Below are 15,285 nucleotides of genomic sequence, written 5' to 3'. Positions count from 1 at the left end.
CTGTCGATAGGCGTTGACACACACAACTCCGAATTCTCCACCTGGAAATCAGGCGATCGGTCCACCCAGCACACCGAACAAGACCACCAGGGCGATCACACCTCCGAACACGATCAGGGCATAGAACTGAGCCCGGCCCGTTTCGAAGTACTTGAGGCCTTCGCCACTGCCCAGCGTTAGCAGGCCTGTGAGATTCACAACGCCGTCCACGACCTTGGCATCCACCTCGAGAACTTCACGGGCAATTTTTCGGCTACCCCGTACAAAAAGCTTCTCGTTGATGGCATCGAGGTACCACTTGTTGGCGAGGAAGGCATTCACGCTTGGGAAGCGGGCCGCCACCAGATTTCCAAGATCGATCCGTTGCAGTGCATAGGCCAATACAGCAACTGTGATTCCAGCAGCCGAGATGGCGACGGAGGCGCCGGCAAGGGGCAGGAATTCGCCCCAGCTGAAATGTTCGGCCATGTCTACAGCTTCCTCCGGGTTGAGCAAGGCAGCAAACCTGCTGTTCCAGGGAGTGCCCAGCAAGCCAATCAGGATGGAGGGGACTGCCAGCACCATGAGCGGCGTTGTCATCGACCATGGCGACTCATGCAGGGTCCCTGCATGGTGGGGGTGTTCAGCATCCACGGATTTGCCTGCGGCTTCCATCAGACGAGCCTGCAGGGTTTCATCGTCTCCGCGAAATTGCCCTTCGAATGTGAGGAAGTAAAGGCGGAACATGTAAAAAGCCGTCATGCCTGCGGTGAGGAAGCCCACGACCCAAAGCAGGGGGAAGGTCTGAAACGCCTGACCGAGGATTTCGTCTTTACTCCAGAAACCAGCCAAGGGAGGAATTCCGCTGATGGCTACGCAGCCGATCAGGAAGGTGATGGCCGTGATGGGCATTTTTTTGCGTAGACCTCCCATCAGGCGCATGTCCTGGGCCAGAACTGGTTCATGCCCCACCACATCCTCCATGGCGTGGATCACTGAGCCTGATCCCAAAAAGAGCATGGCCTTGAAGAATGCGTGGGTGACCAGGTGAAACATCCCGGCCACCGGTGCACCGCAACCCATGGCCAGCATCATGTAACCCAGCTGGGAGACGGTGCTGTAAGCCAGACCTTTTTTCAGATCCATCTGAGTCAGGGCAATCGAGGCACCCAGGAAACAGGTCAGCGTTCCGATCACAGCGATGAACAAACCGACACTGGGGAATTGGCTGTAAAGCGGTTCGAGTCGGGCAACCAAGAACACACCGGCAGCCACCATCGTGGCGGCATGAATCAATGCCGAGATTGGCGTGGGGCCTTCCATGGCGTCAGGCAACCACACATGCAGAGGGAACTGGGCTGATTTCGCCATCGGTCCCATGAAGACCAACAGACAGAGGGCCAGAGCGGCCCAGCCAGGAACGACGCCACTGCTGACTGCCGCCGATAATCCATCGGCGATGCCTTCGAATCCGAAGCTACCTGTCGCCCAGAACAAGCCGAGGATGCCCAGGAGAAGGCCGAAGTCGCCCACCCGGTTCACTACAAAGGCTTTCTGCGCAGCATGGGCCGCGCCATCACGGTCGTACCAGAAACCAACCAGCAGGTAGGAGGACATGCCCACCAGCTCCCAGAACACGTAAATCTCAAGCAGGTTGGGGCTCACCACCAGGCCCAGCATCGAGCTGCTGAAGATGGCCAGGTAGGTGAAAAAGCGCACATAGCTTTTGTCGTGCGCCATGTAGCCATGGGAGTAGATCATCACCAGCAGAGCCACGGTGGTGACCAGAGCCAGCATCACAGCGGCAAGAGGATCCACCACGTAGCCCATCGGCAGGCTGAAATCACCGGCACTGGCCCAGATAAACAGGTGCTCAACGGGCGGAGCCCCTCCCAACTGCTCGAAGAGAACGGCATAACTGATCACTGCCGCAGCACCAACGCAGCTGATCAGCAGCAGTGCAACCGGTTTGCGCAGTCGATTGATGGTGCGGTTGAAGCTGATCAGGCCAAGACCGGTGATCAAAGCCCCGATCAGGGGCAGCACCGGAATCATCCAGGCGGAGTCGGCAGCCGAGGGCATCCGGAGAAGACGTGTTGTGTTGAGTGTAAGCAGCTCAGTTGAGCAGCTCTCCGAGACGGGAATGCAGGAAGGCCATCCCTCCGGCTGGGATGTAGCGATGCGCCCACCAGAACACTCCCACGGCAATGGTGATCCCCAGCTGAGCTGGTCTGAAGAGTTCTTCCCAGATCAGTTGTTGCCGACCATCGAGAACCGCCGCGAATGGAACGACCGAGGTTTCAGAGCGCAGTGTTTCGAATGCATCCCCGAACCGAGCCTTCTGGCGACGGTCGCCGTGCCAGACGGCAAAGAGATGATGTCCGATCAGACCTGCACAGGTCACCAGCATGAAACTGCTGCCGATCCAGAGGGCGTGGCTGAGGCACCAGAGAATTTGTCCAACAGCTTGGGGGTGTCGACTGATGCGGATGATTCCAGTGGCGTAGAGACGCACCTGCGGTTTCAGGACGGCGGGAATTTCCAGCAGGTTGTAGGTGGCTGGGTAGAGGAACAAAAAGCTGATAGCCGTCATGATCCACACGGCGGGGACCATTCCAGGCACCCCCTGGAGATTCCACAGACGGATGCCGTCGTAGCGGTGGGCGAGAAAGTAGCCGATCACTACAACCGCGGATGGAATACTCAGAGCGGCAAAGATCAACCGCCAGGCTCGAGCTCCGATCCTGACCTCTGCTCGACTGCGCAGGGCCGCACCGCCGCTGTGAATGATGGCGAAGACCAAGAGCAGCAGAACCATCACCAGGCTGCTGTGGTGGAGATCGCCAGTTACTTCAGCCAACGAGATGCTGCGAGAGCTTTGATTCTGGAGGCTTGGGGGAGGGATCCACTTACAGTTTTCAAGCCCCGGCTGCCTCAAGGCAGCTCTCCATGGCCGATCTGCCCTTCACTCTGGATCAGCTGCGCATTCTGCGGGCCATCGTCAGCGAGGGAAGCTTCAAGAAGGCTGCTGACAGCCTTTACGTCACCCAGCCGGCTGTGAGCCTCCAGATCCAGAATCTCGAGAAACAGCTCGAGGTGTCGCTGTTCGACCGAGGTGGACGCAAGGCTCAGCTCACCGAAGCGGGCCATCTTCTCCTCAGTTACTGCGATCGGATCCTCAGCCAGTGCCACGAGGCCTGCCGCGCGCTGGACGATCTTCATGACCTCAAAGGTGGCTCGCTGCTCGTGGGCGCTAGCCAGACCACCGGTACTTATCTGATGCCGCGGATGATCGGACTGTTCCGGCAAAAATTTCCCTACGTGTCGGTGCAGCTGCACGTGCACAGCACCCGGCGGACGGGATGGAGCGTGGCCAATGGTCAAATCGATCTGGCGATCATCGGCGGGGAGCTCCCCGCTGAACTCAACGAACTCCTGCAGGTTGTGCCTTACGCCAGCGATGAGCTGGCCCTTGTTCTGCCCATCAAACATCCCCTGTCTCGCCTGGTGGAGCTCAGCAAGGACGATCTTTACCGCCTTGGGTTCGTGAGCCTGGATGCCCAGTCCACAACGCGCAAGATGGTGGATCAGCTATTGGCCCGGTCCGGTCTCGATGTGCAGCGGCTGCGCATCGAGATGGAGCTCAATTCCTTTGAGGCCATCAAGAATGCTGTTCAGGCCGGCCTCGGAGCAGCGTTTCTTCCCGTGGTGTCGATTGAGCGGGAGCTGACGGCGAACACATTGCACCGACCGGCTGTGGTGGATCTGCAGGTTCGCCGGCAGTTGAAGCTGATCACCAATCCGTCGCGTTATTGCTCACGGGCTGCGGAAGCGTTTCGCAGGGATGTTCTGCCGGTCTTTGCGAGTGCCGACAGCCCCCTGCGCCAAGCCAGAGGAAGTGCGTCGCCTTTGGAGGCAGGGGACGACCCCCTGCCGAACAAAGATCAGAATTGATCAGCTTCAGGGGTGATGCCCACGGTGTCGTCGGCCACGCCACGGGTCAGAAACTTGTTCTGGCTGATGTCGGTTTGGTAGACGCAGCGCACCACGGGTTTGTCACGAACGGACCCGATGTAGGCAAAGGTATTCATCCTCTGCTTGCATTCACGCTCTTGGGAGGAGGTGATGGCACCTTCCTTTCTCAGCACAGCCCAGTTTTCCCGGCGGATCACGCAGCCAGGCTGAAGCGTGGGTTGGGTGACGAAGCTGCTGGAAGGGTTGAGTGTGGTGTACATCTCAATGTCCATCACGAAGGCGCTGGCGCCCCATTGCCGGCAAAACTCAGGATCCGGCACGGCCATGTCGAGCTGTTGAGAACTGGCGATATTGCCTTGGTCTCCCTGGGTGGTGCTGGTCACAGCGCTGCCGATGCCGATTCCAATCACGAGCACACCAGCCAGGATCGCGGCCGTTGCGCTGTTCAAGCGCATCCCTCCATTGGCCGGTGGGCCAGGCGGAGGGCCTCCGTAGCCTCGGCCATCGCGTCGCTCATCCAGTCGGGGATCTGGAGCCCGACGGCGGTCATCGGAGCGACGGTCGTTGCCGCCGCGGGGGCGGTCGTAGGGGGAGCGGCTCACAGCAGTTCGGGGGTTCTTGGCAAGCCCATGGAGTAGTTCATCACTCTGCAGTCAGGGTTGTAACTGAGATTTCCAGCTTGAAGGAGCTCGCGGATGCTTCCTTCCAGCTCTGTGCCGATGCGCCTCAGGTTGTAGTCGTTGAGGGGTTGGCCTGCATAGCTCTGAACTAGGTCGCGGAAGCGCGTTTGGATCGTGGTCACTGTGCTCTCAGTCCAGAGGAATTCGTTGTCAGGGTCAAGATCCAGCGTGAGCTGGTCTGGATCAGGGACCAGATCACCGTTTTCAACCCGAGCCGTGAAGAGGCGGATGTGGCGCGTGGTGCTCTTGAGCAGGGTCTCGGCCATGGGTCAACGTTGCGGCTTCAGCACCGCGGGGGTGAATTGAAGTGGACTTTAGGAAGCGGAGCAGGAGGCTCTCCTTTTAAGGTTGGTTTCAACTTCTGATCTCAAGCATGCGCGTCGCTATTGCGGGGGCCGGCCTGGCGGGACTGTCCTGTGCCAAATACCTCGCTGATGCAGGTCACACGCCTGTTGTGGTGGAAGCCCGCGACGTGCTGGGCGGCAAGGTGGCAGCTTGGAAAGACGAAGATGGGGATTGGTACGAAACCGGCCTGCATATCTTTTTCGGGGCCTACCCCAACATTCTCCAGCTGTTTAAGGAGCTTGATATCGAGGACAGGCTCCAGTGGAAAAGCCACTCGATGATCTTTAACCAGCCGGAAGAGCCTGGTACCTACAGCCGTTTTGATTTCCCAGACCTGCCGGCTCCGATCAACGGTGTTGCAGCGATTCTTGGCAACAACGACATGCTCACCTGGCCTGAGAAGATTAGTTTCGGCCTGGGCTTGGTCCCGGCGATGCTGAGGGGACAGGGGTATGTGGAGGAATGTGATCAGTACTCATGGACGGAATGGCTGAAAATCCATAACATCCCCGAGCGTGTGAATGATGAAGTGTTCATGGCCATGAGTAAGGCTTTGAACTTCATCGACCCCGATGAAATCTCTTCCACGGTGGTGCTCACAGCTCTGAATCGTTTCCTGCAGGAGAAAAACGGTTCACAGATGGCCTTTCTGGATGGCGCACCTCCTGAGCGCCTTTGTGAGCCGATGGTCGATCACATCCGTTCCTTGGGGGGAGAAGTTCATCTCGATAGCCCACTACGGGAAATTAAATTGAACGAGGATGGTTCTGTGGCCGCTTTTTACATCGGCGGTGTGAAAGGAAACGAGGGTTTTGATCTCACAGCTGACGCCTATGTCAGCGCCTTGCCAGTCGACCCATTCAAGCTGCTGCTTCCCGAGCCCTGGAAGCAGATGGACATTTTTCAAAAGCTTGAAGGCCTGCGAGGGGTGCCCGTGATCAATTTGCATCTCTGGTTCGACCGTAAACTCACCGATATCGACCACCTACTGTTCAGCCGCTCTCCACTCCTGAGTGTGTATGCCGACATGAGCATCACGTGCAAGGAGTATGAGGATCCTGATCGCTCGATGCTCGAGTTGGTGTTTGCTCCGGCCAAGGATTGGATCGGTCGTAGTGATGAGGACATCATCGAGGCCACGATGGGTGAGCTTCATAAGCTCTTCCCAATGCATTTCGATGGAGAGAACCCTGCGCAACTGCGTAAATACAAAGTTGTGAAGACTCCCCTGTCGGTCTACAAAACAACACCTGGCTGTCAGAAGATGCGGCCAGATCAAACCACTCCGATCAAGAATTTCTTCCTTGCCGGTGACTACACCATGCAGCGTTATCTGGCATCGATGGAAGGTGCTGTGTTGAGTGGCAAACTCTGCGCTGGTGCGGTGGATTGTAAGAAAGATCAATTGGGTGGGACATACGAGAAAATGCAAACGGCTTCCGTGAGATAGCTTGAATGCTGAGATCTTTACGGCAACGTCTGATTGGAACCTCGGAATCTCGTTCTGAGCGCGTTCAGCGTTTGTCGCGAACTTGGATATTAGTCGTTGCTACGCTAATCGTTGGGTCGGTTGGTTATACTTATGTGCGATTACGCGAGCGCACACAACAATATTTTTTGGAAAGAACCGATCAACTTATTCGCTCAACAGTAGCTCAGCTTGATTTAGTTGATTCTTTCTACCGGAGCTTATTAAAAGCTGATATCAGTTTCATCTTCGCCACATTGAGTGACGGCCAAGCCTCTTCGCCGCAGTCTGACGAACAATCACGTGAGCTGATTCTTAATTCGTTGAAGGGACTCGAAGATGGTACTTCTCAAAGGTTGAACCGAGTCTTTGACATGCTCAACGACGGTTTGGGTGCTCAAGCAACATTATTCCTCGTTAAGAACGGAGAGTTTGTTCGCGTCAAAACTACTGTACGTAAGCAGAGTGGAGAGTCGGCGCAAGGAACAGTTCTAAGTTTAGATGGGAAAGTGAAGCCTCTTTTGCTGCAGGGCAAAGAGTCCTATGGAATTGAATATCTATTTGGTAGGCCTTATATCAATCAATACAAGCCAATTAAAAATCAGCAGAATGTAGTGGTTGGTGCTGTGGGTGTTGGCTATCCCTTGGAAGAGCTTCGTGATGTCGGCCAAGTGATACAAACGTCAGCGGTAGGATCTCTTGGATTTCTGACTCTTGTTGACAACAAGGGAGAAATTATTTATCTCACGGTAGGTAAGCCGCGTGAAAAAATTCAAGGCATTATTGATAAAGCAAGACAAGATAATAATCAGCAGAAGTTGGTTGACGGCTTTGACATACAACAATATCCTTTCGAGCGATGGGGATTTCAAATTTATGTCGGTTCAAAAATATCTGAAATTAACGATTTAGCCGCACGTATTGTATTTGTAGCGATGGCGCCAATAACTCTTGTTTTGTTATTGGTGATCTTGGTTACTGTGTTCTTCGAGAAGCGTCTGAAATTGACATTATTGGAGGCAGAAAAGCTCCGTCTCGAAGCAGAACACCAAAGTTTGCGCGCCCACCGAGCAAAGAAAACAGCATTTCTCGCTAGTAAAGCCAAAAGCGAGTTTTTGGCGAATATGAGCCATGAGCTTCGTACGCCGATGAATGCAATTATTGGCTACAGCGAAATGCTGATCGAAGAGTCAGAAGAGTTGGAGCCAAGCGATTTTGTTGATGACTTGGAAAAAATATTGTCCTCGGGTCGCCATCTTTTGAGCTTGATCAATGGCGTTCTTGATCTTTCGAAAATCGAGGCAGGAAAAATGACTGTTTATAATGAAAGTTTTTCTGTCAATCAAGTTTTAGACGATGTTTGCGCGACGGCTGAGCCTCTTGCTCAAAAAAATAAGAATCAATTTGTTTGTGAAAGACCTTCTCGAGATGATGATATGATTTATCTGGATGTAACAAAGGTCCGTCAGTCTCTCATCAACCTCATCGGCAATGCTTGTAAGTTCACTGAGAACGGTACTGTACGTTTGTCTTGCAAGCTCTTCAACTCTGAAGCTGGTGTGCCCCAAGTTTCATTCTCAGTTATCGATACTGGAATCGGCATGACAGAGAAGCAGCAAGCAAAGCTGTTTAATGATTTCAGTCAAGCAGACGCAAGCACGACACGCCAATATGGAGGAACTGGACTTGGTTTGTCACTCAGTAGGAAACTCAGTCGCTTAATGGGTGGTGATATCAATGTTCAGAGTTCGTCGGGTGTGGGTAGCACGTTTACGATGATTCTTCCACGTTATGCATCGTCTGAAGTCTCTGAAGAGACCTCAGATACTCATGCTTCTACAGATCAACTCCAAGACAACTCTCAAAGTGCTGAGACGAGTTCTTCATCAGCAAGCTGTAGAAAAATCGTTGTTGCTGATGATGATCAAAATTCCATGGATCTAATAAAGCGTTTCTTGAAAAAAAATAATTTTGAGGTTTTTGGTGTTCCAAACTCCGAAACTGGATTTGAATCGATCGTCAGCATCCAGCCTGACGCTTTGATCGTGGATATCAACACTTCAAGATCAGAGGAATGGAATGTTCTCGCCATGGTCAAAAGTAATCGGAAGTTGTCTTCATTGCCGGTTGTTGTTGTTAGCCGAGACGATACTCAAAAATTGTCTGCGATGCTCGGTGCTGCTGGTTGTCTGCAGAAACCGATTGATTGGGATCGATTGGAATCAATCTTAAATCGTGTGAGCATCAGCCATAAAACGAATCATTTGGATGTTGCCTTGTTGCAAAATTGCTCTGAACTCAGTCTGATGATTCAGAAAAAGCTTGAGTCTCTGCAAAATATTCCATTCCATCTCACCATAGAGCAAGAACCAGATGCAATGGAAGCTTCTGTTTTGAAGCATCGTCCACACCTCATGATCGTGGATATGACCTACCGCTTACAAGAAACACTCTCCATGATTGAGCGAGTTCGAGAACATTACAATGCAAGAGAATTGCCGCTTGTGGCTATTTCTTCAAACAATTTATCGCATGACGTTCTCGTGAGGTTAGATTCTGTAGGCACGCGTTGGCTTCCATTAACCAATGATAGTGTTCATTTGCTTGTCTCTGTTATCGAAGAACTCATTACTATCTCTACCAAGGTACCATCAACGCCATGACAGTGATCTTACTTGTTGAAGATAACGAGTTGAACCGCGATATGCTGTCGCGTCGGCTTACGCGTAAGGGCTTCATAGTTGAAATTGCCTGCGATGGCGCTGCTGCCATCGAACGCGCCAATGCGCTGCACCCTGATTTGATTTTGATGGACATCGGTTTGCCGGTGATCGATGGCTTCGATGCGACGCGACGATTAAAAGATGATCCACAAACTCAAGCTATCCCAGTCATTGCTTTGACGGCCCATGCCATGATGCAAGACCGTGAAGCCTGTCTCAGTGCTGGGTGTGATGATTTTGATACCAAGCCAATTGAGTTGCCCCGTTTGCTTGAGAAAATCAACCTACTGCTGGAAAGGAGCGCTTCATGATGTCTGATCATTCCATTTCTGAAGAGACAAATCTGAGGCTTCTACGCCACGACCTTTATAATCCGATCAACCAAATTGTTGGTTACAGCGAGCTTTTAACTGAAGAACTGGATGCAGGAGAAGATATCGCGACTGAAGATCTCTCCAAGATTAAGGATTCCGCCCTTGTTCTGTTGGAGATGATCCGCAGCCGATTAACACCTCAGGAATTACAGGCTGAAAAGCATTCTTCGACAAACGAGTCATCAGGATCTGTTGTTCAGCTCAAAACTAATCAATCAAATAAACAACATCTGCGTTCGTCAGATCGCCTTTCGGGTCGAAAAGGGCGAATTTTAGTTGTTGATGATAATGCAAGCAACAGGGATCTGCTTGTTGCATCATTATCACGACAAGGCCACGTCGTTTCAACGGCTGAAGATGGTGAGATTGCGGTTAATACCGTTAAAGAGAAGCCTTTCGACTTGATTCTTTTGGATGTGCAGATGCCTCGCTTAAATGGAGAAGAGGTTCTGGAGTATTTAAAAGATAATCATCAGTTCTCTGTGATTCCAGTGATTATGATTTCTGGATTGGATGATATCGATGTGGTGATCCGTTGCATCAATTCTGGTGCTGATGATTACCTGCCAAAGCCCTGCAATCTCACATTGCTGCGGGCACGGGTTGACTCATCTCTGGAAAAAAAGTTCCGTTATGACGACGACTTAACGCTTTACGAAAACCTCAAAGAGGCGCAATTACGTGTACGAGCTCAGATTGATCAAGCGCAGTCAGTGATCAGTGAACTGTCGGGTTCGTCCAGCCATGATCCCAACGTGACGCGCTTGCTCAGCCATGTTTCTGAGATTGCATCTGTGCTGGTCGAAAATGACACGGCTTTGCATGTGACAATTCAGAAGCTAGAGGTTAAGATCAGCCGTCAATCTGTTGTTTCGCAGGTCAAAGCCATCACTAGCGATCCTGCTTTCCAGTCACTATCGGAACGTGCTCGGTTGATGCGCCAACGACGTCAGCAGCTTGGTGCCTGATGATGGCTTCGGTATCGTCCTTTTCATCGGTTATGCCTGATGCCACTCCTCTTTCTTTGAAGGAGGCCTTTGAACGGTGTCGAGCAGAGACTGAAGAATGGGCGAAAACTTTTTATCTTGGCACTTTGCTGATGCCGGTAGAAAAACGGCAAGCAATCTGGGCTATTTATGTGTGGTGCAGACGCACAGATGAAATCATGGACAGTCCTGAAGCTCTGTCCAAGCCAAAAGAGCAATTATTGGCTGAATTGGACGCCTGGGAGCACCACACCCGCGCGATGTTTGAAGGCCGCGTTGATACTTGGTTGGACAAAGTCATGGTTGATACGATTCACCGTTTTTCCCAACCGCTCCAGCCTTATCTCGACATGATTGATGGGATGCGCATGGATTTAACTAGTCTGCGCTATGAGTCTTTTTCAGATTTGCAATTGTACTGTTATCGAGTTGCTGGCACTGTTGGTTTAATGTCTGAAAAGGTGATGGGAATTGATGACTGCTACACATCAGCACCGTGGAGTGAAGAGGCTGAAACCTCAGGCGCAGCAGTTGCTTTAGGAATTGCCAACCAACTCACGAATATTCTTCGTGATGTCGGTGAAGATCGACAACGAGGTAGAATTTATTTGCCCCTAGATGAAATCAATGGTTTTGGATACTCTGAATCTGAACTTCTTGATGGTGTCATCAATGATCAATGGCGAAATCTGATGGCTTTTCAGATCCAACGTGCTCGTGATTGGTTCAAGCGCTCTGAGTCGGGTGTCCGTTTTCTGGCGCCTGACGCTCGCTGGCCCGTATGGACATCTTTGCGACTGTATCGTGGAATTCTATCAAGAATCGAAAATAACGATTATGATGTATTTAATTATCGTGCTTTTGTGCCGCGATATCGCAAACTCATTGATTTGCCTTTTTCCTTTATTCTATCGCAAGCAAAATGAGATTCTTTTGTGTGAAACTCATATCTTCGTTTGCCTTACTCAACGCTGCATTGCTTTTGCTGGAGGTTTCTAGTTGTGGCAGAGTTCGTGCTGAACAAGAGCTCCCAACTGCTTCATCAATCGAGACGATTACTGGGTCTTGGCCAGTGAGCCGTCGGTTGCCACAGACCGTTTCGCCTTCGATCCCTGAGGAGGTCCTCAAAGACCTCGATATGCAGACAGCTGTTCGCTTGGCCGAAGAAAGAAATCCTGTCATTCTTGAAAATTTTCAATCATTTAAGGCTGCTCAAGACTCACTGGGTTCCGACTTCGCAACATGGTGGCCTGTATTGAGCTTTAATCTCAATTTTGGTAATTACAATCAAAATTCTTACTATAACTATGCAGGTGCAAACAGTGGTATTGATACCTCGATTTATTCCGACTATGGGGCGTCTGCGAGCGATCTCCCTTCTTATCTTTTCGCTCGCTCTTACACAAGTAGTTACCTTCAAGGTGTGCAAACTCTGGATTTGAATTGGAAGATCTATGATCCTGCGCGTCAGCCCCAAATCTGGAAGGGTAAGTATCTTGTTAAAGAAGCCGGAAGCGATTATGTCATTTCCCGCCGCGATTACGCCCTGCAGACGCAACAAGCTTATGTGCGGTTGCAGAAGTTCCTTGCATCTATCCTCACTAGTGAACAGCTTGTCGAGAATGATTTGCTGCTGCTCGATCTTGCAAAGTCCAGGAAAAAGCTTGGCGTCTCGTCTGAGCTTGATGTCGCTAAGCAGTTGACTGTTCTAAGAACTGATCAAGTCAATCTTGTGAATTCCAAAAGTAGTTCGATGGTTGCACAGGCCGAGCTAGCTGCCTTATTGAATGATCCAAGGGCAAACAAAATCAATCCTAGCGAAGCGCTCAGTCCTCTAGGCTCTTGGCAGGTATCTATTGATGAAACGATCGATTCGGCCCTGGATTACCGTCAGGTGATTGTTAAAAATCTTTCGATTGCTCAGCAAAATGAAATGCAGGCGCAGATTGATTTGGCTATTTATCGGCCAACAATTGAACTTGTTAATTCACTTTATTGGACTAAAAATTTAGGTTTCCCAAGTTCTGGCTCTCCTTGGATTATCGAAACAGGGCGAAGTGATTTTTGGAATTCCGAATCTGTCATTCAAGTTACTTTAACGGGCTTCGACGGTGGGCGTGCACGCATGGATGCTTCAGCATCACGCAAGCGTGCAAAATCTGCACAGGCTGCAGCTCAGCAATCGATTAATTCCGTGATTGAAGAAGTGCGGGAGTACTTTTCTCAGTCGGTTGAGGGCAGAGAAGCTCTCATCGTAGCTTCGCAGAGGGTTCAAGCTGCATCAACGGCATTAAAGCTTCAGTCGCTTCGATTCAATGCAGGCTACGGAACGATTACTGATGTCGTGCAGTCTCAGCAAGATCTTACCCAGGCCGTCGAATCCTATATCAGTCAGCTTTCCGATTACAATCTTGCTCTCGTCAATCTTTCGCGTGCTAGCGGGCTGACTTTTGCAGCTGACCCAGGCTTGGCTCAAAAGGTTGGTGATCCCTTGTCTGAGTTGGGACTGACTTCAATCCTGCGAAGGGCGAAAAACTCCTTCAACTCAGACGGATAAAGGTTTCGTGAATTTTTCGGTGATGCCAGTTAACCTGTCTCCTAAATAATGCAGCCTTTTCCTCCCAGGAGTCTCCATGACGCAGATCATTGCTGTTCACTCTTTTAGAGGAGGCACGGGAAAATCCAACCTCACTGCGAATCTGGCTACAAGTCTGGGGCTCCAAGGCCAGCGTGTCGCTGTATTTGACACAGATCTGGCTTCGCCAGGTGTTCATGTTCTTTTTGGTTATACCCATGAGGCAGGCAATCTTTGCCTGAATGATTTTCTCCAGGAAGATGCAGCCATCAAGGATTGTGTTCATGAGGTAACGCCGGCTCCCGTCAAAGCGGCAAAGGGACATGTGTTCCTTGCTCCGGCCTCGATGGATAGCGATCGAATTGCACGATTGCTTCGAGAAGGCTATCAGGTTGAAAAATTGAATGATGCGATCTTCGCCTTGGCAGACTCTCTTAAATTAGATTATGTCATTGTAGATACTCATCCTGGAATTAACGAGGAGACGTTGCTTTCCGCTGCCATTGCTGATTATTTGGTCATGGTCATGCGTCCAGATAGTCAGGATTATCTTGGGACTGCTGTCGCTATTGAGGTGGCGCAACGATTGGATGTCGCAAACATCCAGCTTGTAATGAATAAGTTGCCAAGCCAATTCAGTCGAGATGAAGTTCGCTTGCGTATGCAGGAAAGTTATGAGGTGAATATTGGATCAATTCTTCCTCTGAGTGAAGATTTACTTACCCTAGCCAGTGGTGGACTTGCTGTTCTTGAATTTCCCAACCACACCTGGTCCACTGCAGTCAGAGATCTTTGCAAAGCGCTCATGGAGGCGTCTCCTTCGGCATGACTGAAGGTGCTTTCCCTGATCTGGAGGCCCTGCCCCGAGGGCCTCTCACCATGGCTCTGATGGTTCAGCTGGACCATGCCCCTCTCCGCCGCCTGCTTAAAAAGGGTTTGCGCCGTGGACTCTCCACTACCGAACTTCGCCAATGTCTTGACTCTGACTGGGGTCTGGCTTTAGAGAGCGAGTCCGCTACTAGCCTTCTCAAGGCTTTGCAGGATCGGCGCTGGTTCATCTCCTCCGCGGATACCGACGTCTGGAAAACCCATCTCGGTTCTTAAGCCCTCACCACCATGCAGCTGACTCGCTCCTGGTACGCCGTTGAGCATTCATCCGCGGTTCCCGCAGGCTCTGTGCGCCGTCTTGACTTCCATGGTCAGGCGTTTGCTATCTGGAGAGCTCCTGACGGCCAGCTTTCCGTCCTGTTTGACCGTTGCCCCCACAAGGGAGCGAGCCTCAGTGCCGGACTTGTGGGTGATCAGGGCTTGGCTTGCCCTTATCACGGCTGGTGTTTTCAGGCGGATGGCCATTGCAGCAAGATTCCGGCCCAGGACAGCTCGCAGTCCATCCCCCGCCGGGCCCAAGCGTCCTCACTCCACTGTCTTGAGTCCGTTGGCTTCATCTGGATCTGGTGGGATCCTGACGCTCAGTCCTCTCCTGAGGAGTTGCCCTCTTTGCCGATGGTCGGTCCAGTCCCAGAGGATGGAGATCGCTCCTGGCGGTCTCTCGAAGGCTCCGTGGAGTGGAAGGCCCACTGGATGCGGGTCCTCGAGGCTTTCATGGATCTCACCCATGCGCCATTTGTGCACAGCGGGAGCTTCGGGGCGATGGCGCCGGACCAGCTGATGCCCGTTGAGCAGTGGGCAAAGGATGACAGTGTGTATGAGAGGGTCCTGGCTCCAAGAGACCGTCACTATCGCGCTGATCAGGGCCGAGGATTGCGTGCCTGGTTTAACCAAGGTGACGAGCAAGGCGCCTCAGTTTCCTCTGATGACGGCGGGGAGCAGCACATCCAGCTCTGGTTAGCGAATGTATCCCTGGTTCGCGTCGTCTTCGGTGATTTCCAGATTTCGCTGCTTACGGCCCACGTTCCAGTTGATGGGACCACAACCCGCAACCTCTGGCGCCACTTCCGTTCTTTTCTGCGCAGCCCTCTGGCCGACAGCAACGCGCGCGGACGGGTCGACCGTTTCATGGCGGAAGATCAACGCACGGTTGAGACGCTTAGGCCTTTGATTCCTGATCTCGATGGACATGGCGATCTCTTGGTCGCTAGTGATGTCTCAACCCTTGCCCTTCGCCGCATGCTGCGAGAAAAGCGCGATGCCGGACTCTTCCGGTAATCGACCTTTGGCTG

14 protein-coding genes are annotated in these 15,285 nt (G+C 51.8%); 10 read left to right on the top strand and 4 right to left on the bottom strand.

All coding sequences use genetic code 11. From position 1 onward, the window contains the following. Positions 1–48: 48 nt before the first annotated feature. Complete coding sequence (locus SynMEDNS5_RS11700; protein ID WP_186583523.1) at positions 49–2,061, bottom strand: NAD(P)H-quinone oxidoreductase subunit 5; 2,013 nt, start codon at positions 2,059–2,061, stop codon at positions 49–51. A 34-nt stretch (positions 2,062–2,095) separates the two neighbouring features. Next, positions 2,096–2,797, bottom strand: coding sequence for an NnrU family protein (locus SynMEDNS5_RS11695; protein ID WP_186585995.1), 702 nt, complete (start codon positions 2,795–2,797; stop codon positions 2,096–2,098). Between the two features lie 131 nt (positions 2,798–2,928). On the opposite strand from SynMEDNS5_RS11695, the gene SynMEDNS5_RS11690 reads away from it, so the two are divergent. Then, positions 2,929–3,933 (top strand): LysR family transcriptional regulator, encoded by a 1,005-nt coding sequence (locus SynMEDNS5_RS11690; protein WP_186583522.1) that lies wholly within the window; start codon positions 2,929–2,931, stop codon positions 3,931–3,933. Here the strand turns inward: SynMEDNS5_RS11690 and SynMEDNS5_RS11685 are convergent. Together SynMEDNS5_RS11685 and SynMEDNS5_RS11680 are read right to left on the bottom strand one after the other, a co-directional pair. After that, positions 3,924–4,556 carry a DUF3172 domain-containing protein gene (locus SynMEDNS5_RS11685; RefSeq protein WP_186583521.1) on the bottom strand — a complete coding sequence of 211 codons (633 nt, stop codon included), beginning with the start codon at positions 4,554–4,556 and terminating at the stop codon, positions 3,924–3,926. The genes SynMEDNS5_RS11690 and SynMEDNS5_RS11685 overlap by 10 nt on opposite strands. Then, positions 4,553–4,900, bottom strand: coding sequence for an NAD(P)H-quinone oxidoreductase subunit M (locus SynMEDNS5_RS11680; protein WP_186583520.1), 348 nt, complete (start codon positions 4,898–4,900; stop codon positions 4,553–4,555). Before SynMEDNS5_RS11680 ends, SynMEDNS5_RS11685 begins: the two co-directional genes overlap by 4 nt. A gap of 107 nt (positions 4,901–5,007) precedes the next feature. Between SynMEDNS5_RS11680 and pds the strand changes: the two genes are divergently transcribed. From pds to SynMEDNS5_RS11635, 9 genes are all read left to right on the top strand, one after another. Further along, the gene (pds, locus tag SynMEDNS5_RS11675) at positions 5,008–6,429 is read left to right on the top strand and encodes a 15-cis-phytoene desaturase (protein ID WP_186583519.1); all 1,422 of its coding nucleotides are present in this window, start codon (positions 5,008–5,010) and stop codon (positions 6,427–6,429) included. A 5-nt stretch (positions 6,430–6,434) separates the two neighbouring features. Continuing rightward, on the top strand, positions 6,435–9,110 hold the full coding sequence (locus SynMEDNS5_RS11670) for a Cache 3/Cache 2 fusion domain-containing protein (protein WP_186583518.1): 2,676 nt from the start codon (positions 6,435–6,437) through the stop codon (positions 9,108–9,110). Then, positions 9,107–9,481: a response regulator gene (locus SynMEDNS5_RS11665; RefSeq protein WP_186583517.1), complete on the top strand. Its 375-nt coding sequence runs from the start codon at positions 9,107–9,109 to the stop codon at positions 9,479–9,481. Before SynMEDNS5_RS11670 ends, SynMEDNS5_RS11665 begins: the two co-directional genes overlap by 4 nt. Beyond that, positions 9,481–10,512 (top strand): response regulator, encoded by a 1,032-nt coding sequence (locus SynMEDNS5_RS11660; protein ID WP_186583516.1) that lies wholly within the window; start codon positions 9,481–9,483, stop codon positions 10,510–10,512. Before SynMEDNS5_RS11665 ends, SynMEDNS5_RS11660 begins: the two co-directional genes overlap by 1 nt. Positions 10,513–10,514: 2 nt before the next feature. After that, entirely contained in the window at positions 10,515–11,456 is a 942-nt protein-coding gene (locus SynMEDNS5_RS11655) for a phytoene synthase (protein WP_186583515.1), read from the top strand. A gap of 146 nt (positions 11,457–11,602) precedes the next feature. Then, the gene (locus SynMEDNS5_RS11650; protein ID WP_186583514.1) at positions 11,603–13,087 is read left to right on the top strand and encodes a TolC family protein; all 1,485 of its coding nucleotides are present in this window, start codon (positions 11,603–11,605) and stop codon (positions 13,085–13,087) included. 76 nt (positions 13,088–13,163) lie between these two features. Continuing rightward, the gene (locus SynMEDNS5_RS11645; RefSeq protein WP_186583513.1) at positions 13,164–13,934 is read left to right on the top strand and encodes a MinD/ParA family protein; all 771 of its coding nucleotides are present in this window, start codon (positions 13,164–13,166) and stop codon (positions 13,932–13,934) included. Next, positions 13,931–14,209 carry a hypothetical protein gene (locus SynMEDNS5_RS11640; RefSeq protein ID WP_186583512.1) on the top strand — a complete coding sequence of 93 codons (279 nt, stop codon included), beginning with the start codon at positions 13,931–13,933 and terminating at the stop codon, positions 14,207–14,209. Before SynMEDNS5_RS11645 ends, SynMEDNS5_RS11640 begins: the two co-directional genes overlap by 4 nt. Before the next feature lie 12 nt (positions 14,210–14,221). Then, the gene (locus SynMEDNS5_RS11635) at positions 14,222–15,271 is read left to right on the top strand and encodes an aromatic ring-hydroxylating dioxygenase subunit alpha (RefSeq protein WP_186583511.1); all 1,050 of its coding nucleotides are present in this window, start codon (positions 14,222–14,224) and stop codon (positions 15,269–15,271) included. Positions 15,272–15,285: the final 14 nt, after the last annotated feature.

The sequence above is a fragment of the Synechococcus sp. MEDNS5 genome, from assembly GCF_014279875.1.
GTDB lineage: Bacteria > Cyanobacteriota > Cyanobacteriia > PCC-6307 > Cyanobiaceae > Synechococcus_C.
Note: the sequence above shows the minus strand (reverse complement) of the source record. Positions and strands in the feature narration are given on the sequence as shown.